This window comes from Collinsella intestinalis (genome assembly GCF_902364775.2).
Taxonomy (GTDB): domain Bacteria; phylum Actinomycetota; class Coriobacteriia; order Coriobacteriales; family Coriobacteriaceae; genus Collinsella.
Genome location: NZ_CABJEU020000001.1, coordinates 131,063 through 154,961, shown reverse-complemented (window position 1 = coordinate 154,961; position 23,899 = coordinate 131,063). Strand labels below are relative to the sequence as shown.

Here is a 23,899-nt window from a genome sequence, read left to right as displayed (position 1 = left end):
CTGATGCCGCGCGAGGCGGATGTGGGGGCGCGAGCAGGGTCGTCCCAAGCCGGCGCCATGCTATTTGAAGGTCACGTTGCCCCAAACATGCCGGCGCCATGTTATTTGAAGGTCACGTTGCCCCAGATGTTCTGAAGCACCTCTTTGGGGTCGACCGGAGCATCGTCGGCGGCGGTCTCGCCCAGATCGGGAGCCGGAGCGGACGCAGGGGCCGCGGCGGGCGCAGAGGCCGGTGCCGATACGGGAGCGCCGGCGGGGGCCGACGCCTTGGACGCCTCGGTGGGCGCGGGAGCCGGAGCCGGGGCAGCTGCAGGCGAAGGTACCGGGACATCGAACGGCGGAACCTCGGCGTCGTCATCGTACGACGCGATGAACGCATCGTCATAAGGCGGCATGTCGTCTTCCCACGCCTTGCGATCGGCCTCTATGTCACGCTCCGAGAGGACCGTGGGGCCGCTAGCGTGATCGGCGACGGGCGCCGCGGGGGCCGGCGTCGCGGCGGCGGGGGCGGAAACGGCCGACTGGGATTGCGTCGGCGCCGGAGAAGGAGTTGCGGGGGCAGAGGTCGTAGCGCGGGGCGCCGCGGAGGCCGCAGCGCCCATCGGGGCGGCCGAGGTCGCCGAGACCGGAGCGGTCTGGGGGGCGGTGGAAGCCGCGGGGACCGACGTCGCGGGACGCGTGGGCGCGGAAGCAGCCGTCGCGGCGGGCCGAGCCGGCGCGGCGGGTTGAGCCGGCGCGGCGGGGGCACCGACCGGAGCGCCGTCCATCACGTACTCAACGGAGCGCTTGCCAAAGACCTCGCAGATAACAGGCATCACCAGGGCGTTGCTGTCCGGGCGGCTGATCATCTTGAGAGCGAAGTTGGAGCCCTTGGGGAACGCGACCACGAGGGTCTCGCCATCGTCGCTCACAGCGCGGGAGCTTTGCAGCAAGCCGCCGCGCGACGGCTGGACCGCGGCGATCTTCTTCACCGTCTCGACCCAACGGCGCTGCAGCTCGGCGTCGTCGGCGGAGGCGGGCGTCACCGCGCACGAGCTCATCGCCGGCGTGGCACCCGCCGGCACTGTTACGGGGGCAGCGGGCTTTTGGGCGCGCGCGGACGGAGCGGGGGCCGAGGCGCGCACGGGGGCGGAAGCCGGTTCCGGGGCCTGCGCGGGGGCAGCAGAGGTGACCGGGCGCGCGGGCGGCTCCTGCACCTGCGCCGGAACCGCAGCGCCCACGGAGGCCGGGGCGCTCGTCGGGGCCGCCGCGCGCGCAGGCGCCGGGGCGCTTGCGGAGGTAGAAGCGCTCGCCAGGGGCACCGCGCGCGCAGATACCGGCGCAGGCGCGGCCTTACGAGCCTCCTGGGGCGCGGGCGCGGCCTTCGACCGCGTTGCCGACGCGAGCTGCTCGGCCGACATCGGCGCACTCGGCACGCCGGAGGCGATCTGGGCCTCGAGGCGGGCGATGCGCTCGGCGAGCGCCTCGAGCGTCAGATCGGATTCGGGGCGGGCCAGGCGCGTGCAGGCGATCTCGAGCACCAGGCGCGGATCGGTTGCGTTGCGCATCTCCAGCGCGGCGTCATCCAGCACGGTCAACGCGCGAGAAAGGCGGTCGGCCCCCTCGAACAGGCGAGCCTCCTCGACGAGCGCGGCCACCTCCTCGGGCGTCCCATCGAACAGCTCGGCGCGAGGGCCCGCGATCGCGGCCGTGTATACGTCACGGATGTGCGCGATCAGGTCGCGCGTGAGCTCCTGCAGGTCATTGCCCTCGTCAACCTGAGCCCGAATGAGGCCGAACAGGCCCACGGTGTCGCGCACCGCCATCTTGCAGGCAAACTCGGACAGCACCGTGGACGCCACCTCGCCCAGCAGGGCGCGCGCGTCGTCGATGCGCACCGAGCCGTCGCCGAAGACCGAGAGCTGCTCCAACGTGGATAGGGCGTCGCGCATGCCGCCGCGGGCGTGGCGCGCCACAACCTCCAGCGCCTCCTCATCGAAGGCGAAGCCCTCTTGCTCGCAGATGTAGCGCAGACGGCCGATGATGTCGTCGTTCGAAATGCGGTGGAAGTCGAAGCGCTGGCAGCGCGACAGGATCGTCTCCAGAATCTTTTGCGGATCGGTGGTGCACAGGACGAAGATGACGTGACTCGGCGGCTCCTCGAGCGTCTTGAGCAGGGCGTTGAACGCCTGCGTCGTGAGCATGTGGACCTCGTCGATGATGTAGACCTTGTAGGCACCGCGCACCGGGGCGAAGCTCACTGAGTTGATGATCTCCTCGCGCACATTGTCCACACCCGTGCGAGACGCGGCGTCGAGCTCGTAAACATCCGGATGCGTGCCCTCGGCGATCGCCGTGCACTCAGGGCAGGTACCGTCGGGGTTGCAGCCGGTCGCACCCGCCGCGCGGGCGCCCTCGGCCTTCTCGCACAGCAGCGCCTTGGCGAGGATGCGCGCCATGGTGGTCTTGCCCGTACCGCGCGGGCCGCAGAACAGGTACGCGTGGCTCAGGCGGCCCTCGGCCACCGCATGCTCCAGCGTTGAGACGATATGCTGCTGGCCCACGACGCTCTCGAACGTAAGCGGGCGGTACTTCCTATAGAGCGACTCCATGGGGAATTCCTCCTACAATCCGCGCTCGACCAGGCGGCGGTCGATGTCCTTCAGGGTCATGCGCGTGGCGAACAGCTGGCGATACGTCGCCGTCTTGACCTTGTTCTCGGCGCGCAGAACGTCCATGCGCGTGCCGACCTCGGCGAGCTCCGCACGAATGCCCCGTGCGAACGCATCGTATGCCGCGAGCCGCTCGGAATCGTCCACGGGGCGCCCGGCGCCGCTCGCACCGTTCGCAAGTCGCCCGGAATCGCACCCGAGACCCTCGGCGCTGTTCGCAAGTCGCTCGGAATCGTCCATATGCCCCTTCACCACCTTCGTCGCACACCCCTCATCGCGCACACCCTTCATCGCGCGCGTGAATAATCGTGCCCACCATCATAGCGTCTCGCGTGGCCCCACGTCCGCGGTGCCAACCCGCACGGATGCGCTCCGACGACGGTCGCTGACAACGGAAACCGAAACCGACTCGCAGAAAATGGTCGTAAATTGCCAGGCTGCCGCAGAGCAGCAGATTGCGACCAGATTTCTCGGCATCCGGTCTGGAAAATGGTCGAGAATTGCCACGCTATCGCAAAGTAGCAGATTGCGACCTTCCCCAAGTCCTTTCGGGCTGGATTGTGGTCGGGAATTGCCAGGCTGCTACAAAATGGCAGATTGCGACCGTTTTTATCGGCGTCTTACCGGATAAATGGTCGGGAATTGCTACGCTGTCGCAAAGAGGCAATTCCCGACCATTTTCGGGCCCAGCATCAGCAGATTCGGACCCTCCGCCGTTTTCTGGCTCCGTTCCTGCTCCGTTCTGGCTCCGCCGAATCCCGCACCGGCCGCAAGCCCCCCCCGAGCCAGCCGCCGGCCCCGCACCCGCCGCCGGCCCCGCACCCGCCGCCGGCCCCGGCCACACCGGCCCCATACTGCCCCCCCCGAACCGTCGCTGCGCCCCGACCGTTGCCGCATCCCGGCCCGCACGGATGCGTGCCGACGACGGTCGCTGAAAACGGCGCACACGGACACCGTGGTAAAATGGGCCGAAACTACACTTGGCTTCGGCCGGAAACGAACTTTAAACGCACGAGGATGGCCATGCCGATCTTCCCCTTCAACATACCCGACCCGCAACAGCGGGAAAAACCCTCGCAATCCAATCACGCGAGCGACCCGCGCACGGCATCGCAATCCAATCACGCGGGCGACCCGCGCACGGCATCGCGCTCCAATCACGCGAGCGGCCCGCGCCTGGCATCGCGCTCCATGTGGCGCCGGCCCGCATCCCCCAACGGCCCCGCCGCCGTGCCCAGCCCAGCGCAACCAGCCGGGCCCGCCCTGTTTGCATCCCAGGCCCCGCACGGGGGCCGGTCCCCCATCGCTCCGCCGCCCGCCGCCGGCTCGGCAGCGTCGTCCCTGCTCAAGCGCTATCGTCCGCTCGAGACGCGCGCCGCGGGCGGCTTTGGCAGCGTCGAAATCTGCCTTGACTCCCGCCTGCAGCGACGCGTGGCCATCAAGCGCATGCCCCTGGCATCGCCCGATGCACGAACCCCACTCGAAACCACCGCCACCGCGCTCGCCGAAGCCCGCACGGCCAGCATGCTGCAGCACCCCAATATCGTGCAGGTCATCGACTTCACCTACGACAGCGCCCACGCCTACCTGGTCATGGAATACGTGGACGGCATGACGCTCGAGGAGTTCCTCCAACAGGTCGAGGGCCACTCCCTCACCTACGACGAGGCGGCCTGCATCGCCGACGCCCTGGTCCAGGCCCTGTCCTTCGCGCACGAGAACGGCGTGCTCCATCTCGACATCAAACCCGCCAACGTCCTGATCGACCGCAACGGCCACGTCAAGCTGGCCGACTTCGGCATGGCCATGCTCGCCAGCGCCGCGGGCTTTGGCGGCGCGCGAGGCGGCACCATCGGCTATATGCCCCCCGAGCAGCTCAACGGCGAGCAGGTTGACGAGCGCAGCGACATCTTCGCCTTGGCCGCGGTCCTCTACGAGTCCCTCTGCGCCACGGCGCCCTTCCGCGCCGGCACCCCCGCCGACTCCCTCGACCGCATCATCCGCGGAGTCCTCTACCCAAGCGACCTGCTGCCCGATATCCCGGAAGCCGCCGAGCAGGCCTTGCTCGATGCGCTCTCCCCCAGCCCGTACGACCGCATGCCGAGCGTGGCGGAATTCGGAGACGCCTTCCTGGCCCGCCTGGGCAATCCGCGCGAAGGCCGCAAGAGCCTTGCGCGGATCATCACCCGTCTCACCTCCGACGATACCGAAGACGCCCTCGACCCGACCGACGGCCGCGGCGAGCGCGTATGGGAGCTCGACCCGGACGAGGGCTATCTGGGCAGCCGCTTCCCCCGCGCACGCGAATATGCGCTCGGCGCCGTCACAGGCGTGGCGGTCGCAGCCGTATCGTGGGCGCTTTTGGGCGACCTGCAGGTAGGCGAAGCAGCGGTCCGCGCCATCACCGCGGCGGGCATCGGCGTGGGAGCGGGCATCGCGCCGCAAATCGGGTCGGCCCTCGCCCTTGCCGGATGGCTCATGCTCATCGTCAACTCAACACCCCTGTTCGAGGTGTTGCCGCTGGCCGTTTTGGCATTCTGCCTCATGGCCGCCTGGTGGTTCGTATGGGGCCGCCTGCATCCGGCCGCGTCGACCGTCCTCGTGACCTACGTCGCCCTTGGCCTAGCCACCGGTGACGCCATGATCCTCGCACCCGTATCCGCCGTGATCGGAGGCTTTTTCCTCACCCCGAGCGTGGCTGCCGCCGCCTCCGGTGCCGGAGCCGCCTTCGCGCAGCTCCTCGTGACCTCGCACCTGCAGGCCGGGACCCTGGATTCGCTCGACGCCCTCATGACGCTCGCAACCCCGGCGTTTCTCGTCCCCGCAGTAGGCGCCTCCCTCATCGCGGCTGGGACCTCCTGGGCGCTAACGCGGACATGGGAGAACCGCAAAAAGGGACGTCCCGCATACCCGCTCACCGTCCTCTACCTGCTCATCCCGTTGTGCGCTGTCGCATGCCGCTATCTTGCGCACCCTATGGAAATTAGCGCGGTGGCCCCCGCCGACGCGGCCGTGGCCCTGGGCCTGGGCGGCCTATCCTCTATACTTGTTTGGCTATGCATATTTGCTCTCGGTTATAAGCGAGATTTTTCGGAAGGTGATCGTTCGTGAACTTCCTGAACATATTTGAAGACCGCGTCGCCGGGATCTTCGGCGCGGCGCAGGCGCCCTTCTCCTTCAAGAAGCTCGCCAAGCAGGCGGCCCGCGAGATGGAGGACCAGACCCTGGTCATCAACGGCGTTAACACCGCCCCCGCCCTCTACACCGTGCTCATCGCCGCCGATGACGATCAGCTCCTGGCGCCCTATTACTCCCAGCTCGCCGGCGAGGTCACCGAGTTCGTGCGCGCCCAGGCCGAGAAGAAGCGCTACCGCTTCGTGGGCACCCCGCTCGTCCGCTTCATGATCGACCCGTCGCTCAAGCCGGGTAAGTTCTCCGTGTTCGCCGAGAACGTCGACGCCCCCACCCTCGCCCGTCTTTACGAGGAGGAGCGCGCCTATCTCAAGGGCGCGTCCGGCAAGGCCACGCCCGCGCCGGCGCCCATGCCCGCCTGCGTGCCCTCTCCCGCCGCCGGCGCCGTGCCGGTGGCGAATCCCGCGCTCGACGCCGCATTCAGCCCCGCGTCCGCGCAGGTCGCCGGTGCCGCCGAGGTCGCCGACCCCTTTGCGCCCGCACCGACGCCCATCCCCGTCCCGCAGACCATGACGCGCGAGCAGCTCGCCGGCATGGGCGGTGCCGCCGCCGCGACCGGCGCGGGCATCGCTGCCGCGGGCGCGGCCCATATGGCGCCCGCAAAGCCCTCCGCCCCCGCCCGTCCGCTCGCCCAACTCGTCGACGTCGTGACCGGCGACACCTATGAGCTCACCTCCGCCCGCGCCACCGTGGGCCGCGAGCGCTCCGTGGCCGACGTCGTCCTGCGCGACCCCAACGTGAGCCGCCGCCACGCCGAGCTGACCTTCACCGGCAGCGACTGGTCCATCGAGGACCTCAATTCCACCAATGGCACCATGGTCAACAACCGCCGCATCACCCGTTGCCCCCTGCGCAACGGCGACGTGCTGACCTTCGGTCTGAGCACCTTCGAGTTTAGGGGTTAGCCTGTGATCGACATCATCCTGTTCGCTGGGCGCATCGTCCTCGTCGCACTGCTCTACATCTTCCTGTTCGCCGTCATGAAGACGGGCGTGGGGCTGGTGCGCGGCCAGCGCCGCGACTCCGCGATCTGGACGATCGATGTCGATAAGGGGCCGCGCGGTATTCGCGGCATCCACATGGACATCCTGGGGCCGGTCATCGTGGGCCGCTCCCCGTCCTCCGATATCTGCGTGAACGAGCCCTTCGTCTCCGCGAGCCACGCGCGCTTCTCCCTCCAGGGTCCCGCGCTCGTGATCGAGGACCTCAACTCGCTCAATGGCACCCTCGTCAACGGCCGCGCGCTGCAGGAACCCGCGACCCTTCGCGAAGGCGATGAGGTCCAGATCGGCGACGTGGTCATGAAGGTGAACCGTCGATGACGCCCGAGCAGGACGACCTGCGCACCACCGGGTACGAATCACAAGCCCAGCACGCTCGACCGGCGGCCCCTGTGGCCCCGGCCTCTGCTATTCCGGCATCGGACGCCCCGGATCCCTGGGCGGCCGATTACGCCAAGTCGGCCCCCATGCCGTCCGCCCACACAGTCCCGGCGCATGCGGCGCCCTCCATCTCGGTCGAAGCCGCCCCGGCGCCCGCGCCCACCCCGGCGCCCGCGCCCGCTCCGGCGCATGCCGCCCCCGGCTCCTTCGAGCCCGAGCCCGAGATTCCCATCCAGTCGATCCCCGATCCGACCGCACCCGTCTCGCCTGAAGACACGGCCGAGATCGACCTCCAAGCCGTGGAGGCCAAGCTCAACGATCCCGGCTCGACCATGGGCTTCGAACCCATCACCGACGACCTGATTGACACCGACGCCACCTTCGACGCCGGCACGTCCTCCATGCTCATGTGGGGTGCTCGCTCCGACGTGGGCTGCGTGCGCAGCCACAACGAGGACTCCTATCTCGCCGCCTCGCCGCTGTTCTGCGTGTGCGACGGCATGGGCGGCCACGCCGCCGGTGAGGTCGCCAGCGCAATCGCCGTCGAGACCATCGCCAAGACCGGCCCCAAGTCGGCCGATGCCGCACAGCTCGCCGCCTCCATCGAGGCGGCCAACGCGGCCATCATCGAGGCGGCCGTGAACGGCGTGGGCAGGCCCGGCATGGGCTGCACCGCCACCGCCGCCTACATCGAGGGCACCACCCTCGCCATCGCGCACGTGGGCGACTCGCGCGCCTACCTGCTGCACGAGGGCACCCTCATCCGCGTCACGCGCGACCACTCCTACGTCGAGGAGCTCGTCGATGCCGGTGAGATCACCGCCGACGAGGCGCGCACGCACCCCAACCGATCCGTCATCACGCGAGCCCTGGGCTCCGATCCGGCGATGTACGCCGACCATTTCACCTTGAACGTCGAGGAGGGCGACCGCCTCATCCTGTGCTCCGATGGCATGTCGGGCATGGTCCCGGACGGCGAGATCGAGCGCATCGCCCAGCAGAGCTCCACCGCGCAGATCTGCACGGACAACCTGGTCGACGCCGCGCTCGCCGCAGGCGGCGGGGACAACGTCACCGTCGTGGTGGTCGACATCACCGATGACGGCCGCGTTCGGGAGGTCGCCCGCAAGCACAAGCGCACGCTGTTTTTCGCCATCGTTGGCCTGCTCATCGCACTCATCGTGGCCGGCGTGGCCTCGTTCATCTCCATCCGCAAGTCCGTCTACCTGGGCGTGAAGGACGATGCGGTCGCCATCTACACCGGCATTCCCGACCCATTCCTCGGACTCAAGCTCAACTGGCTCGAGGATGAGACCTCCATCCAGCTCAAGTACCTCCCCGAGGACACCCAAAACCGTCTGCGCGAGGGTATCCCACAGAAGAACCTCAAGGACGCGCAGGACGCGGTGGAGAACTACCGAGCGCAGATCGACGAGACGCAGACCAAGCTCATCGAGGACGCGCGCGCCATCCAACAGGATCTCACCGGGTCCACGGAGGCGCCGGGCACAAGCCCCGCAGACGCCCTGGCAGGCGGAACGTCCCCGAGCGAATCGCCCGCCGATGCCATTTCACCTTCAACCACGACCGAGGGAGGTGCCGCGTAAATGAGTCGCCGCACGACCGAACTGCTCCTGCTCATAGCCGCCGCGTTCCCCGTCACGCTGCTCTACGCCATGTACGTGGTCACCACGGGCGCCGCGCTCTCCTTCCAGACGCTGGCCGTCCCGCTGGGACTGTTCGCCGCATTCGCCGCGGCCCATATCGGCGTGCGCATCTTCGCACCCGGCGCCGATCCGGCGATCCTGCCCATCGTGTTCACGCTCTCGGGCATCGGCATCACCTTCGTCACGCGCCTGCAGCCCGACGCCTCGCTGGGCCAGGTGATTTACCTGTTCCTGGGCGTGGCCCTCATGGTGGGCACACTCGCCGTGGTGAAGAACCTCGAGGTCGTCAAACGCTACAAATACGTCCTGGGCATCGCCGGCATCATCTTGCTCGTGCTGCCCATGTTCATCGGCACCGAGATCTACGGCTCCAAGCTGTGGATCAAGATCGGCAGCTTCCAGTTCCAGCCCGGTGAGTTCGCCAAGGTCCTCATCGTCTTGTTCCTTGCCGGCTACCTGGCCGAGAACCGCGAGCTGCTGTCCATTTCCAACCGCACCGTGCTCGGCATCAAGTTCCCGCGCCTGCGTCTGCTCTACCCGCTGTTCATCGTGTGGGGCGTCTGCCTGCTCGTCGTTGCGTTCGAACGCGACCTGGGCAGCGCGCTTTTGTTCTACACCATCTTCTTGATCATGCTCTACGTGGCCACGGGCCGCGTGTCCTACGTGATCATCGGCCTTGCGCTGCTCGCCGTCGGTGCATTCGGCATGTACCAGATCATGAGCCACGTGCAGGTCCGCGTGGCCATCTGGCTCGACCCGTTCTCCGACGCGCAGAACCTCGGCTACCAGATCGTCCAGTCGCTGTTCTCCCTGGCAGACGGCGGCCTTACGGGCGTCGGCATCGGCAAGGGCATGGCCGATATCATCCCCGTCGTGGCCTCCGACATGATCTTCGCCGCGATCGGCGAGGAGATGGGCCTGCTCGGCGGCTCCGCCGTGCTGCTGCTGTTCATGCTGTTCGCGGTCCGCGGCCTCACCACCGCCGCACGCGCCAAGTCCGACCTGGCGGCCTTCTCCGCCGCCGGCCTCACCGCGGCCATCTCCTTCCAGGCCTTCACCATTGTGGGCGGCGTGACCAAGCTCATCCCGCTCACCGGCGTTACTCTGCCCTTCATGAGCCAGGGCGGCTCCTCCCTGCTCGCGAGCTTTGTGATCGTGGGCCTGCTGCTGCGCGCCGGCGACGAGGCAACCGGCCGCTCGACCGAGATCGCCAACACGAGCACCGACTTGGCCACCGCCGGCTACCGCACCACCGTGCGCGGCTCCCACATGCGCCGTCCCGCCCTCGACACGCCCGAGAGCGGCCTGCTCGGCCGCGTGGCGCTCGCCAACCGCCTGACCCGCACCGTGTTCCTGTTCACTGCGCTGTTCGCCGTGCTCATCGGCAACATCACCTATATCCAGGTGATCAAGGCGTCCGAGTATCAGGACATGCCGAGCAACAACCACACCATCAACAAGGCGCGCTACATCAAGCGCGGCTCGGTCATCACCGCGGATGGCCTGACGCTCGCCGAGTCCATCCAGCAGGCCGACGGCACGTACGCCCGCTCCTACCCCAACGGCAACCTCGCCGCACACGTGGTGGGCTACTACTCCCAGCAATACGGCACCATGGGCATCGAGAACACGCAAAACGACACGCTCACGGGGTCCAAGGATTACTCGAGCTGGCAAAACGCCCTCAACTCGCTCGCCGGCATCAGCGAGCCGGGCAACTCGGTCCAGCTCACCATCGACTCGCGTATCCAGCGTGCAGCCGAGCAGGCCCTCGCCGGCCGCGTGGGCGCCATCGTCGCCCTCGACCCGCGCAGCGGCGCCGTGCTCGCCTGGGCCAGCGCCCCCACGTTCGACAACACGAACATCCAGGCGGCGATCGAGGCCGCCAACGCCAGCGGCGGTGCGGACACCTCCATGTACGACCGTGCAACCCTCGCGCTCTACACGCCGGGCTCCACCTTCAAGGTGCTCACGCTCGCCTCTGCGCTCGAGAATGGCCTGGCCACGCTCGACACCACCTACGACAGCCCGGGTCGCATGGAGATCGGTGGCGCGGACGTTGTGAGCATCGGCGAGCGCGGTCACGGCACGATCTCGCTGGCCAAGGCCTTCGCGCTCTCGTCCAACACGGTCTTCGGCCAGGTGGCCGACGGCTTGGGCGCCGAGAAGCTCGTGTCCACAGCACGCGCCTTCGGCTACGGACAGCAGCTCGGCCTGGACTTCACCACCGCCGCATCCGTCATGCCCAACCCCGAGGAGATGACCGAGTGGGAGCTCGCCTGGGCGGGCGCCGGCCAGCCCGTCGGCCAGGGTCACACGCCCGGCCCGCAGGCCACTGTGATGCAAAACGCGCTCATGGCCGCCACGATCGCCAACAACGGCATCGCCATGAACCCCTACGTGGTCTCGCAGATCCTCGCCCCCGACGGCACGGTCCTCAAGACCACACGCGGCCGCTCCCTCGGCCAGGCCGTGAGCACCGGAACCGCCGAGCAGGTCAAACAGGCCATGCTCGACGTCGTCCAGAGCGGCACCGGCTCGGCCGCGGCGATCGCGGGCGTGAAGGTGGCCGGTAAGACCGGCACGGCCGAGACCAACAACGCCAACGCGAACTCCACGTTCGTTGGATTTGCCCCCTACGACACCCCCACCGTGGCAATCGCCGTCGTGATCGAACAGAACGCGAAGGGCGAGGAAAGCGCGGCGGCCGTAGGCGGACAGGTCCTGCGCGCGGCGCTCGCGACACAGGGGCTGTAGCAATTCACCGGTACGAGGTAACACTTCCGCCTCCGGCGGATAGATTGATGAGGAGTTAAAGACATGCCAGACGGACAGCGCGTACTTGGAGGAAGGTACCTGCTCAAGGATAAGGTCGGAAACGGTGGCATGGCCAGCGTGTATCGCGCGCAGGACCAGGTGCTCGACCGCACCGTTGCCGTGAAGATCATGCTGCCCCAGTACGCCGGGGACGCCACCTTCGCCGCTCGCTTCAAGCAGGAGGCGCAGGCCGCAGCCGGTCTGCAGAGCCCCTACATCGTGGGCGTGTACGACTGGGGCAAGGACGGCGACACGTACTACATCGTCATGGAGTACCTGCGCGGCACCGACCTCAAGAGCGGCGTGCGCAGCCACGGCGCCCTCGATCCCAAGAAGGTCGCCCAGATCGGCTCTCAGATCTGCGGTGCCCTCTCCGTCGCGCACAAGCATGAGATCATTCACCGCGACATCAAACCGCAAAACATCATGGTGCTGCCCGACGGCAACATCAAGGTGATGGACTTCGGCATCGCGCGAGCCAAGAACAGCCATCTCACGCAGGACAACAACGTCCTGGGTACCGCCCACTACGTCTCCCCCGAGCAGACCCGCGGTCAGGACCTGGGCGCCACGAGCGACATCTATTCCCTCGGCGTGGTCATGTACGAGTGCGCCACCGGCCGCGTGCCCTTCGATGGCGACGATGCCATCTCCGTGGCTCTCAAGCAGGTCAACGAACTGCCCATCCCGCCGAGCCAGGTGAACCCCGGCGTCGACCCAGCACTCGAGCGCATCATCCTCAAGTGCATGGAGAAGGACCCCGCCAACCGCTTCCAAACCGCCGACGAGCTGCGCCAGGTGCTCAACGCCTATGCCGCCGGCCGCGCGGTCGACGTGGCAGAGCCCACGCGCGTGATTGCCGCCCCCATGGGCGTCGGCGGTGCCGAGACCCGCGTGATGAGCGATGCCACCCAGGCCATGGTGCGTCCTGCCGGCACTGCAGGCCCCGGCTCCACCGCTGCCGGCCCGCGCGTCGCCGCGTCCGCGTCCTCTCGCGGTCAGAACAGCTACGATGAGCCCAAGAAGGGCAACGGCGCAAAGATCGCCGCCATTGTGATCGGCGCCATCGTGGTAATCGCCGCCGCCGTCTTCTTTGCCAGCAACCTGTTCGGCGGGTCCGGCGAGATGGTCATCGTTCCCAACGTCATCGACTACACGCAGGAAGAGGCCGAGGACGCGCTCGAAAACGCCGGCTTCAACGTCGAGTACGGCAAGGCCGTGAATGACGATGAGGTCGAAGAGGGCCGCGTCGTCGACCAGACGCCCGACGGCAACAAGGAGGCGCCCGAGGGCTCCACGGTTACGCTGACGCTCTCCAAGGGCCCCGTCCCCGTCAAGGAGACCGAGGTCCCCAACATCACCGGCAAGACCGCCGATGAGGCCGAGGCCCTACTCACCGCCGCCAATCTCAAGGGCCAGGCGCACGAGGAGTCCAACGAGGCCGAGGCCGGCACCGTCTTCAAGCAGGGCAAGAACACCGGCGAGGTTGTTGAGGAGGGCACCGTCATCGAGTACTGGGTGTCCACCGGCCCCGACACCATCGACGTGCCCAACCTCACCGGCAAGACCAAGGAGCAGGCCATCGAGGCGCTCGGCGATAAGCTCAGCTACACCTTCAGCTCCGATTACAGCGCCACCGTCCCCGCCGGCTCCGTGATCAGCTACGAGCCCGGTGGCAGCGTCAAGCCCGGCACCACCATCAAGATCGTGCTGTCCCAGGGTCCCGAGCCGGTCGCCAAGGTCAACGCACCTAACTTTGTGAACGACTCCGCCTCCCACGCCAAGCCGCAGCTCGAGTCGCTCGGCTTCAAGGTCGTGGTGAACGGCCCGGCAGACGGCATCATCGTGAGCCAGTCCGCCTCCGGATCGCTGGATAAGGGCACCACGATCACCCTCACCACGCAGGCGCGCACCGACGCCAACACCGAGGACTAGCAGATCGCGAGAAAAGGCCGCCACGCGAACGAGCGCGTGGCGGCCTTTTTAGTTGCAATGGTGCCCCCGATACGATTCGAACGTACGACACCCGCTTTAGGAGAGCGGTGCTCTATCCCCTGAGCTACGGAGGCATTGCCATGGTTGCGCGACTGGAACATGCCCGACGGAAAGCCCGTCAACGCATACAAAAGCGCGCATGGGATATTCTAGCGGTTTTTGCGGAACAGTGACAGCACGCCGCGTTTGATCACGTCAAAGAAGCTCAGAGAGCGCAAAAGCTTGTCTTCGGGCACATGCTCGCGCATGGCCCGCAACGTGGCCTTATTGTCCCTCGTGGAAAACGAGAACCCGCTTTCACTCCCCTTCACGAAGATCGCGAAGCGCGAGATCTTTTTACCGCCGAACAGCACCGACGCCGCCACGTGGTCGACCTCGGACCAGGGGATCTGGATGAAGTCCTCGGGGTTTTTCTCGTTATAGAACTCGAAGGCGTTGTTGCCGAGCATCACCGAACCATAGGTCGACATCCCATGAAACGACGTGGCCTTCTCCGTGTAGTAGACCGAGCTGTTCTGCGATTGCGCCATCCCTGCATCCTCCTCAAGCGTTTCCCTGCATGTTCGGCCGGAAACGCGCGTGTGTCGAAATCCCGCCAGGCGGTCTTGAAGAAATATACGACTGCGGCGGGAACGCCCGCAAGTACGAAAAAGCCGCGCCGCTGCGAATGGCGAACCATGGCAGCGGCGCGGCTCGAGGCTCAAGCGCCTGAGCGCGCTTGATACCGAAGCGTCTTACATGATGCCGAGCAGGCGGGCAACGATACCCACGGCGAACAGGGCGATGATGATGACGATCGGGGAAACCTTCTTCTTGAGCAGCTGGCAGCACAGGAGCGTGAGGCCCACGGCGGCAAGGCCGGGAATCAGCTGGTCGAGATTGGCCTGGAGCGTGGTCACCTTAGCGACCTCGAGGCCGGTGGGACCGAGCGCCGCGAACTGGCTCAGGGCCTGATGGATGCCCTCAGCACCCGCGGGCAGGCTCGCCCAATCGATGTAGGCGCCGGGGGACTGCTGAACCGTGGAGACGACCGGGGTGAAGGAGATGCTCACCCAGCGCTGCACGAGCGCGCCGATGATGAACATGCCCAGAATGGAGGCACCCTCGGTGATCTTGCCCATAAGACCGCCGGAGAGGTCCTTGGTAATGGAGGTGCCAACCTTATAGCCGAACTCCTGGGTGTACCAAAGGAACGCGATGCGGATGATGTTCCACGCGAAGAAGAACAGCAGCGGGCCCATGATGGAGCCACCGAGGGCCAGGGAAGCGCCGAGCGCGCCGAGGATCGGGCGAAGGGTGAACCAGAAGACGGGGTCGCCGACACCGGCCAGCGGGCCCATCATACCGACCTTCACGCCCTGGATCGCAGCGTCCTCGACCTGAGCGCCGTTGGCGCGGTCCTCCTCAAGAGCGAGGGTGACGCCGATGACGGGAGCGGACACGTACGGATGCGTGTTGTAGAACTCCATGTGACGCTTGAGCGCCGCAATCTGGTCCTCCTTGTTGGAGTAGAGCTTCTTGATCGCGGGGATCATAGCGAAGCACCAGCCGCCGTTCTGCATGCGCTCGTAGTTCCACGAGCCCTGCAGGAACTGATGACGCATGCACACCGACATGCGATCGGACTTGGAAAGCTGAACCTTGTTCTCTGCCATGATGTACGTCCTCCCTTCCTTACTCGTAATCGTTCAGGATATCGCCGAGCGGATCGCCGGTACCGGCAGAGCCGCCGCTGTTCTTGGCCAGGTCCTTGAGGCCGAGGTACAGCAGAGCGAGGGACACGCCGATGACGCCGAGGGCGATGAGCGTGAGCTGCGGGATGGCGGCGAGGACGAAACCGAGCGCGAAGAACGGCCAGACCTCCTTGGTCGCCATCATGTTGATGACCATGGCGTAACCGACGGCGGCGACCATGCCACCGCCGACGGCCATGCCGCCGGACAGCCATGCAGGCATCATGTTGAGCACGTTGGTCACGATCTCGGGCGAGACAAAGCACAGGGCCACAGCCGGGATGGCGATGCGGACGCCCTGCATGAGGATGGCAAGGATCTGCCACATCTCAACGCCCTTGAAGTCGCCCTTCTCGGCGGCAGCGTCCATGGCGTGAACCATGGGGATGGCGAGCGTGCGGCAGAGCATCGTCAGGAACAGGCCGGCCACGGACAGCGGCACGGCGAGCGCGATGGAGGTGGTGATGGCGGTCTGGGAGTCGGCCGCGCCACCGTCGAGTGCAAGCACCATGATGATGGCGGACGCAACGGAAGCCAGGGCCGCATCGGGCGCGATGGCGGCGCCGACGTTCGCCCACCCGAGGGCGATCATCTGCAGGGAGCCGCCGAGCATGACGCCCTCCTGCAGGTGGCCGGTCACGAGACCGATGAGCGTGCAGGCCACGAGCGGCTGGTGGAACTGGAACTCGTCCAGAACACCCTCCATACCGGCCAGCAGCGCGATGATGGCGATCAGAACGATCGAAAGTGCTGACATATTCCCTCCTTTACTGGGCGGCCAGCTCGGACTTGGCCTTCTTGATCATCGCGTCGAAGGACTCGGCGGAATCGGCCGGGACCTTGCGGATATCGAAGGTGATGCCGCGGGCGGCGAGCTTCTCGAGCGTCTCGACATCGTCGTTATCCATGGCGATGGCGTTGGTCACGACGACCTTGCCCACGGAGTGGGCCATCGAGCCGAGGTTGACCTCCTTGATGTCCACGCCGCCCTCGACCGCGCGGAGCAGGTCCTGCGGGGTCTCGAACAGGAGCATGGCCTTGGTGGCGCCGAAACGCGGGTCCTTGGCGACCTCGATCATCTTCTGGACCGGGACGACATGGGCCTTAACTCCGGGAGGCGCGGCCTCCATGATCATGGACTTGCGCAGGTCGTCGTGGGAGACGGCGTCGGACACGACGATGATGCGATCGGGCTTGGTCATCTTGGTCCACGTGGTTGCCACCTGACCGTGGAGCAGACGGGTATCGACACGGGCGAGCACGAACTTGATGTGGCCGTCGCCGAGGACCGTGCCCTCGGGAATGGCGCCCTGATGGGCGGCCGGGGCCGCGGCTGCCGCGGGCTTGGCCTCCACAGGCTCGAGAGACTCGGGCTTGACGCGAACGCCGGCGCGGGCCTCGGAAATGACGTGCTTGGCGATATCGTGGGCCGTCTTGGATGCGTCGAAGCGAGCGGTGTACACCTCGACGAGCATCGGCAGGTTCACGCCAGTCAGGATCGCCCAGCTGGGATGGGCGTCGAACAGACCGCTGATCTGGTTGAAGGGAGTGCCGCCCCACAGATCGACGAGGAACAAGACGTCCTCGGGATCGTCGAAGGAAGCGACCGCCTCTTCCACCTTCTGGCGGAAGTCGTCCGGACCCATGCTCGGCATGAGGGAAACCGTGGCGACGTTGGGCTGATCGCCGAAGACCATCGAACCGGTCATCTTCAGACCCTCTGCCAAGTCACCGTGGCTTGCCAAAACGATACTTACCATCACACAACCTCCTCTGTTGCTACACGTTTTGAACACAACACGTGTAATGGTATGCCGCTCGTCTGCATTAAACAACCCTTCGTCGAACTGCGGGAATAGTGCATATTCGCAGTTAGATGGGTCTTTTATTTAATTTCGTTGTTAACAGAATCCTTATTTTCGCAGCTAGATATCCATGTAAATGCATATATTCGCAAATCGTTTCATTACGCAGTGCATACAAAGACCCCCGGGATACCACTCGGCGAACGGTATCCCGGGGGCCTTGAACGACACCTATCACTTAGCCGCGTCTCAATTGGGGACAGGCACAAATTGAGACACCTCTATAAGCGTGCCCGCGCGACCTGCGACGCGCCGAATGTCTCAATTTGTGCCTGTCCCCAATTGAGACATGGGCGAGGCGGGACGGCCTAGGCGAACTGGCTCCGGTAGAGATCGGCGTAAGGACCGTTCTCCGCGAGCAGCTCCTCATGAGTGCCCTGCTCGATGATGGTGCCGGCGCGCATATGCAAGATCAGATCGGCGTCCACGATGGTACTCAGACGATGCGCGATCACAAAGCTGGTGCGCCCGTGCATGAGCGTCTCCATCGCCTGCACGATGTCGCGCTCCGTGCGTGTATCCACGCTCGACGTCGCCTCGTCCAAAATGAGGATTGCGGGGTTACACAGAATCACGCGCGCGATGGTGAGCAGCTGACGCTGGCCCTGGCTGATGGTCTCAGCATCGTTTTCGATATGCGTGTCGTAACCCTGCGGCATCGTGCGGACAAAGTGGTCCACATGCGCCATCTCGGCCGCGCGCACGATTTCCTCGCGAGTGGCATCGGGACGGCCATAGGCGATGTTCTCGGCGATCGTCCCGTCGAACAGCCATGCATCCTGCAGCACCATGCCAAAGTTCGCGCGCAGGTCCGGACGAGCCATCGCATGGGTGTCCACGCCGTCGAGTTCGATCGAGCCCCCGCCGATTTCGTAAAAACGCATAAGCAGGTTGATGAGCGTGGTCTTGCCGGCGCCGGTGGCGCCCACGATGGCGACCTTCTGCCCGGGTTTCACATGGAACGTCACATCGCGCATAAGCGGCTTTTCCGAATCGTACCCAAAGCGCACACGGCTAAAGTCCACACGCCCTTCCACGGCGGCGGGAAGCTTCGCGGCGACCTCGGGCAGCGGGTCGGGCTCGATTTCCCCCTCATCGAGAATGTCGAACACGCGCTCGACGCTGGCAAGTGCGTTCTGCAGCGTGTTGATGGTGAAGGACAGCTGCGTGAGCGGCTCGGAAGCCTGGTGGATGTACTGGAAGAACGCCTGGAACACGCCGATGGTGATCTGGCCGCCCACGAGCATGCCACCCGCCACCACGGCGATCAGCACCTGGGCCAGGCGGATGATGAAACGGATCAGCGGGCTGATGGCATTGGTGGCAAAGTCCGCGCGGCGGCTGGCACGAGCGAGCTTGTCAGACAGCTCGTGCACCCTCTGCGAGCTCGAACCCTCACGGTTGAAGCTCTTGATGATGAGGCGCCCCGAGTAGGCCTCCTCCACCGTCGCGGTGAGCTCGCCCACATAACGCTGACGCTCGGCGGCGAGCCTGAGCGTCCACTTGGACACGCCCTTGGTGATGAGGGTCGACACAAAGGCGAACACCAAAAAGATCGCCGTGAGCAGCACACTGTAGCACAGCATCATGTAGAGCGCGCCGATGATCGTGCCCACCGCGCTCATGAGCTTGAGCAGGCCGGTCTGCAGCACCTCGGACATCTTGTCCAGGTCGTTCGTGGCACGGCTCACCACCTCACCGGGCTTGTGGCCGTCGTAGAACTTCAACGGCAGGCGGCTGAGCTTCTCGGCGATGCTCCGGCGCAGCGAAAGGTTGAGCTTCTCGGCAAAGCCCGCCATGACAAAGCACTGCACGGAGTACAGCGCGCAGGCGCCCGTCCAAATGCCAAAGTAGATGGCGAGCTCGCGGCCGCCGGTCTCCCAACCCACCGTGAAGGCGCGGCCCTCGGCAAAAGCGGCCTGGATATTGGCCCACAGCACGTCGATCACGCGCGCACTGTACGCCGGCGCGGCAACATGGAAGCCCGTGTACACGAGGATGGCGGCGATCACCACACCGAAACGCCAGCGCTCGCCCGCCGCGGCACGCCATAGACGGCGCACCGTCCCCCAGGTGTCTTTGGGGACCTCGAGCTCCTCCTCAGGGGTGCCGGAGGCATCGGCCATTGCCTGCGCATCGTCGATAGCGCCCTGCTTGCGCTCGCGCTCGAGGCGGGCGTTCTCGGAGAACAGCTCGTCGGAGCCGTCGTCGCGCTTCTTCTTATCCCACGCCATGCTACTCGCCTCCCTTCATCTGACTCTCCGCGATCTCGCGATACACCTCGCAGCCCTCCATGAGCTCCTTGTGCGTGCCCTTGCCCACAATGCGGCCATCCTTGAGCACGACGATCTGGTCGGCATGCAAGATGGTGTTGATGCGCTGGGCGATGATGAGCACGGCGGCGTTGCGCGTCTCGGGCTTGAGCGCGCGGCGCAGAGCTGCATCGGTCTTGAAGTCGAGAGCGGAGAAACTGTCATCGAAGATATAGAGGTCCGCATGCTTCATGAGGGCGCGGGCGATGGCCAAGCGCTGGCGCTGGCCGCCGGAGAAATTCGTGCCGCCCTGGGCAACCGGGGCGTCCAGGCGCTCGGGCAGGCCCCACACAAAGTCGGATTGGGCCACGTCGAGGGCGTGGCGCATCTCGGCCTCGGTCGCGTCGGCACGGCCATCGCGCAAGTTGCTGGCGATGGTGCCCGAGAACAACCAGGCCTTCTGCGGCACATAGGCGATGCGCTCGCGCAGGTCGTGCTGGGTCATGGAGCGCACGTCAACGCCTGAAAAACGCACCGAGCCTTCCGTGACGTCGTGCAGGCGCAGCAACATCTTGGCGATGGTGGACTTGCCCGAACCGGTGGAGCCGATGATCGCGGTGGTCTGGCCGCGACGGCAGGAAAAATCGATATCGTGCAAGGTGTCCTCGTCCGCATCGGGGAAGCGGAAGGAGACATGGTCGAACGTGGCAACCGGGGCGGTATCGGACAGGGAAGCATTGAAGGCTCCGTCCTCGTCCGTCACGGTGACCTCACCCGCCACGGCGGCCTCGCCCGCCGTGGCGGCCTCGCCATTCGACCCCGGCGCCAGCGGCGCGGAGCCCGTGCCGTCGAGGATGCTCGGCTTCTTCTCGATCACCTCGGCACAACGTTGCAGGCACACGATGGCGCGCGGCACCATCAGCGCGACGAACTGCGCCATCATGATGTAGAACATGATGAGCATGGCATACTCGACCACCGCGGAGATGTTGCCGATCTCCATGGCGTGCGCGCCCACGCGGTTGCCTCCGAGCCACATGAGCAGCACCTCGGCGATGTTCATGAGGCAGAAGCTGAAGCAGTCCACGCCCGCGAAGATCCAGTTCACCTTGATCGCTGCATCGGCGTAATCGGTGAACACGCGACCCATGCGGCCCTCCTCGTGGCGCTCTTTGCCAAAAGCGCGGATCACGCGGACGCCGATGATGTTCTCACGCAGGACCACGTTCATGCGGTCGATAAAACCCTGCATCTTCTCGAAGATTGGGGCCGCGCGGCGCACGGCGATCACAGCGAACACCATGACCACGGAGACCACCGCGAGCATCATGGCGCCCATCTGCGCGTCGACGCGGAAGGACAGCACCGTGCCCATGACGCAGATGATGGGAACCGGCAGCATGGCCTGGGCGGCGAGCATGACCGTCTGCTGGATGACGTTCACATCGTTTAAGGTGCGGGTGATCATGGAGCCGGTGCCGAACTCCTCGAAGTCGCCGCCCGAGTAGGTGAGCGAGGCATCGTACACGGCATTGCGGATATCGCGACCCACATAGGAGGCGAGGCGGGCGCACAGGTAATTGCCCAGCAGGGCACCGCCGCTCGCGCAGCAGCACGCAACGAGCATCTTAAGGCCCTGACCGATGATGAAATCTGTGTTCCCGCTGGTCACACCCTGATTGATCATGCCGGCGAGCATGGTGGGGACATACAGCGTGCCAGCTACGTCCAGCAGCAACGCCGCAAGCGTCGCCGCAACGAGGGCCTTATACGGTTTGATGGTTCGCAACAGCAGTCTCATACGCACGTTCCCCTCCCGGCCGCCCCCACGGCCAGACATATGCACCTCAAGTCAATACCAATCCTACCTGAACAACTGGGCATCCTGGGTGGTGACAAACGTCTCAATTTGCGTGGGCCCGCCGATCGGGGGGCGGCGGGAGGCGGGGGTCTGGCAGGGCGTCTGGCGGCGGGAGGCGGGGGTCCGGCGGCGGGAGAAATGGTCGGGATTTGCCAGGCTGTTGCAGCGCGGCAAATCCCGACCACTTTCTGACGGCACTCGGCTGAAAAACGGTCGCGAAACGCCAGGCTGTAGCAGAGTGGCAAATCTCGACCGTTTTGGGAAGCCCAACGGAAGGAAACCCAACAGCAGAAAGTCCACCAGAAGGAAACCCGACAGAAGAAAGGGGCCGCCGGCGGCGACCCCTGCAAGTGCGATGAATTGTTCACGTGGCGTGCGGTTACTCCTCCGCAGGCTCCTCCTCGACGAGCTCCTCAACGGACTCCTCGGCCTCAACGGGCTCGGTGCCGGGATACACCCAGCCTTCCTGGATGGACTCGAAGAACGCGGCCCCATCGGTGAGGTCGTGCACGCTCTTGCCGTCGAGCCAGGGCAGCTCGACCAGCTCGGGAAGGGTGGTGACGAGCTCGGAGCAATCGACGAAACGGCCCTTTTCGTTCAGCTGCTCGCAGTCCTGCACGCGCCAGTACCCGTCCGTGTGGGTGACGTAGTACTCATGCCCATCGACGTCCATGAACACGCGCGTCTTTGAGCGGAGGTAGGACAAAAGCCCTTCGAAATCCAGGGAGATCTCCTGATCAGCCTTCATTCCCATGATTGGCTCCTATCTGTCGGGCACCCGGAGCCCTTTGTCCGGGCGCATGCATAACCGATAGTTCCATCTTTCCCGCCTTATACCTATTTTTCGAGCAGAAGTTGGTAGGCGGTTAGTTTGTTCGAGCAGCGGCATGTATAAGCGTGCGGACATATTGAATAACCCTCTCGAACGGCGGATTGGAGGGCCGCCTCGCAAGTCGATGAGGCGGCGGCGAACCTGGGGGCAGGCGAGCCTACATATCGATCTCGAAGTCCTCGCCTATCACGCGGTTCGTCGCGTCTCGAATCCAGCCGAGCGGATCGGGCAGACCTGCGAGCAGCTCATTTCTACGCGCCAGCTCGTCGGTATAGCCCTTGACCGTGCGCACGGTGCTGTCGCCGTTTTCCCAATGTTCGATAAGCGGCGTCCACGTCGCCTTCGTCACGCGCACGCGGCGCGGAGGGAATGCGGGATCGACATTCGCCTCCTTTTCCGCCGCGGCGTCCTTGGACTCATCGCGGTTCGCGCTCCCCTCCCCCTTTGCCTGGGTCCCGGACGCATCGACGCGCTCGAACACGCAGCTGAAAAGGCCCGACATGATGGTGTCGGGATTGTTGTGATATCCAGAGAGGAAGTCGCCCAAGCCGTAGACCGCGAGCACGTTCTGCCCATCGGGAGCCTCGAGGAGCTCCATGGACTGGATCACGTGCACATGGCTGCCGATCACCAGGTCGACACCGGCATCGACGCACTCCTGGGCCCACTGGCGCTGCGTCTCGCTCGGCTCGTGCTCATACTCGACTCCGGCATGCAGATATACCACCACCGCATCGGCAAAGGCGCGCGAGCGGGCCACATCCTCGCGCATGACCTCGGCGTCATAGGGCACGGCAAAGTAGGCATTAGGCAGGTCTGCCTGGGCGTAGCCGTTTTGACCGTAGCTGTAGGAAAGAAACGCGATGCGCAGGCCGTTGCAACTCACGATGCGCGGGGCCTGTCGGTCGGCCTCGTTGGCAAAGCTGCCGATAGTGAGGAGCTTGTCCCGCAGACCGTTCCAAACGCCCTGGGCATGTTCGATCGCGGGGACCCAGGTGTCGTACGTGTGGTTGCTGTTGGTGTTCACCACATCCCAACCCACCTTTGCCACAACGGGAGCAAGTGCATCAGGCGTGTTGTAGCTGGGATAGCCGTTGTAGCCGTAGCGGTCGGGACCGCCGAGGGTGGTCTCTTGGTTCACGAACGAGATGTCGTAGGAGGCGATCTTCTTCTTGATCTTGCGATAAAAGCCGTCGAAGCCGTACTTCCCGTCGCCCACTGCGCCAGCGGCGGCATCGGCGATGTCGAGGAGATTCTCGTTGAAGAGGTTGTCGCCCACGGCCGAGAAACTTACGCGGCCCTCGCCGGTCTTGGTGGTGCCGAGGTCGAGGTAGCGCGGCGGGTTTTCCGCCTGCGCCGCAACATTCGAACCGGCACCGGAAAGCTGCTCGACCAGTGCGGTGCGCGGAGCACGCCACTCAGCGACCGTCTGGCCTTTAGCCGGGGTGTCCGTATCGTTGCGGGTGTTGGAAAACAGCCCACCGACCGCGGGGACCATGACGAAGGCGAGCAGGGCAACGGCGGCAATGCCGAGAAGCGGGGCCGCCGGGATACGCCGGCGAGCGGACGGCGCGGGGGCCGGGCGGGGCGCGCCACGCGGGGCGGACGTGCGGGCCGTGGCGGGCCGGCGGGTTCCCGCGGGCGGGCGGGGC

The 23,899-nt window shown here is 65.7% G+C and carries 16 protein-coding genes and 1 tRNA gene; 6 read left to right on the top strand and 11 right to left on the bottom strand.

Going from position 1 to position 23,899, the window contains the following annotated elements:
• Positions 1-101: 101 nt before the first annotated feature.
• Both dnaX and FY258_RS00585 read right to left on the bottom strand, forming a co-directional pair.
• The gene (dnaX, locus tag FY258_RS00590; RefSeq protein ID WP_118102393.1) at positions 102-2,591 is read right to left on the bottom strand and encodes a DNA polymerase III subunit gamma/tau; all 2,490 of its coding nucleotides are present in this window, start codon (positions 2,589-2,591) and stop codon (positions 102-104) included.
• 12 nt (positions 2,592-2,603) lie between these two features.
• Positions 2,604-2,891 carry a hypothetical protein gene (locus FY258_RS00585; protein WP_259324379.1) on the bottom strand — a complete coding sequence of 96 codons (288 nt, stop codon included), beginning with the start codon at positions 2,889-2,891 and terminating at the stop codon, positions 2,604-2,606.
• A 783-nt stretch (positions 2,892-3,674) separates the two neighbouring features.
• Here FY258_RS00585 and FY258_RS00580 point away from each other — a divergent pair.
• The 6 genes from FY258_RS00580 (at position 3,675) to pknB (ending at position 13,644) form a co-directional block, all read left to right on the top strand.
• Positions 3,675-5,762: a serine/threonine-protein kinase gene (locus tag FY258_RS00580; protein ID WP_182279349.1), complete on the top strand. Its 2,088-nt coding sequence runs from the start codon at positions 3,675-3,677 to the stop codon at positions 5,760-5,762.
• Positions 5,759-6,748: an FHA domain-containing protein gene (locus tag FY258_RS00575; protein ID WP_118102391.1), complete on the top strand. Its 990-nt coding sequence runs from the start codon at positions 5,759-5,761 to the stop codon at positions 6,746-6,748. Before FY258_RS00580 ends, FY258_RS00575 begins: the two co-directional genes overlap by 4 nt.
• A 3-nt stretch (positions 6,749-6,751) precedes the next feature.
• Positions 6,752-7,165, top strand: coding sequence for an FHA domain-containing protein (locus tag FY258_RS00570; protein WP_006723393.1), 414 nt, complete (start codon positions 6,752-6,754; stop codon positions 7,163-7,165).
• Complete coding sequence (locus FY258_RS00565) at positions 7,162-8,832, top strand: Stp1/IreP family PP2C-type Ser/Thr phosphatase (RefSeq protein WP_118102390.1); 1,671 nt, start codon at positions 7,162-7,164, stop codon at positions 8,830-8,832. The genes FY258_RS00570 and FY258_RS00565 overlap by 4 nt, the downstream gene beginning before the upstream one ends.
• Complete coding sequence (locus tag FY258_RS00560; protein ID WP_118102389.1) at positions 8,833-11,649, top strand: FtsW/RodA/SpoVE family cell cycle protein; 2,817 nt, start codon at positions 8,833-8,835, stop codon at positions 11,647-11,649.
• 63 nt (positions 11,650-11,712) lie between these two features.
• A complete protein-coding gene (gene pknB / locus FY258_RS00555; RefSeq protein ID WP_118102388.1) occupies positions 11,713-13,644 on the top strand; it encodes a Stk1 family PASTA domain-containing Ser/Thr kinase in 1,932 nt (643 codons plus the stop codon).
• Positions 13,645-13,702: 58 nt separating this feature from the next.
• On the opposite strand, the gene FY258_RS00550 is transcribed toward pknB, so the two are convergent.
• The 9 genes from FY258_RS00550 to FY258_RS00510 form a co-directional block, all read right to left on the bottom strand.
• A tRNA-Arg gene (locus FY258_RS00550) sits at positions 13,703-13,778 on the bottom strand.
• Between the two features lie 75 nt (positions 13,779-13,853).
• Positions 13,854-14,234 carry a DUF956 family protein gene (locus FY258_RS00545; protein WP_118102387.1) on the bottom strand — a complete coding sequence of 127 codons (381 nt, stop codon included), beginning with the start codon at positions 14,232-14,234 and terminating at the stop codon, positions 13,854-13,856.
• A 204-nt stretch (positions 14,235-14,438) separates the two neighbouring features.
• The gene (locus FY258_RS00540; protein ID WP_118102386.1) at positions 14,439-15,359 is read right to left on the bottom strand and encodes a PTS system mannose/fructose/sorbose family transporter subunit IID; all 921 of its coding nucleotides are present in this window, start codon (positions 15,357-15,359) and stop codon (positions 14,439-14,441) included.
• Between the two features lie 19 nt (positions 15,360-15,378).
• A complete protein-coding gene (locus FY258_RS00535; protein WP_118102385.1) occupies positions 15,379-16,194 on the bottom strand; it encodes a PTS mannose/fructose/sorbose transporter subunit IIC in 816 nt (271 codons plus the stop codon).
• 10 nt (positions 16,195-16,204) lie between these two features.
• Positions 16,205-17,197, bottom strand: coding sequence for a PTS sugar transporter subunit IIB (locus tag FY258_RS00530; protein WP_118102384.1), 993 nt, complete (start codon positions 17,195-17,197; stop codon positions 16,205-16,207).
• 413 nt (positions 17,198-17,610) lie between these two features.
• Entirely contained in the window at positions 17,611-19,536 is a 1,926-nt protein-coding gene (locus FY258_RS00525) for an ABC transporter ATP-binding protein (protein WP_118102383.1), read from the bottom strand.
• 1 nt (position 19,537) lies between these two features.
• The gene (locus tag FY258_RS00520) at positions 19,538-21,355 is read right to left on the bottom strand and encodes an ABC transporter ATP-binding protein (protein ID WP_118102382.1); all 1,818 of its coding nucleotides are present in this window, start codon (positions 21,353-21,355) and stop codon (positions 19,538-19,540) included.
• Between the two features lie 439 nt (positions 21,356-21,794).
• Positions 21,795-22,169 (bottom strand): CDP-alcohol phosphatidyltransferase, encoded by a 375-nt coding sequence (locus FY258_RS00515; RefSeq protein ID WP_118102381.1) that lies wholly within the window; start codon positions 22,167-22,169, stop codon positions 21,795-21,797.
• 235 nt (positions 22,170-22,404) lie between these two features.
• Positions 22,405-23,899, bottom strand: a 1,495-nt coding sequence (locus tag FY258_RS00510) for a CapA family protein (protein ID WP_187361952.1), incomplete at its 5' end; no start/stop codon positions are given.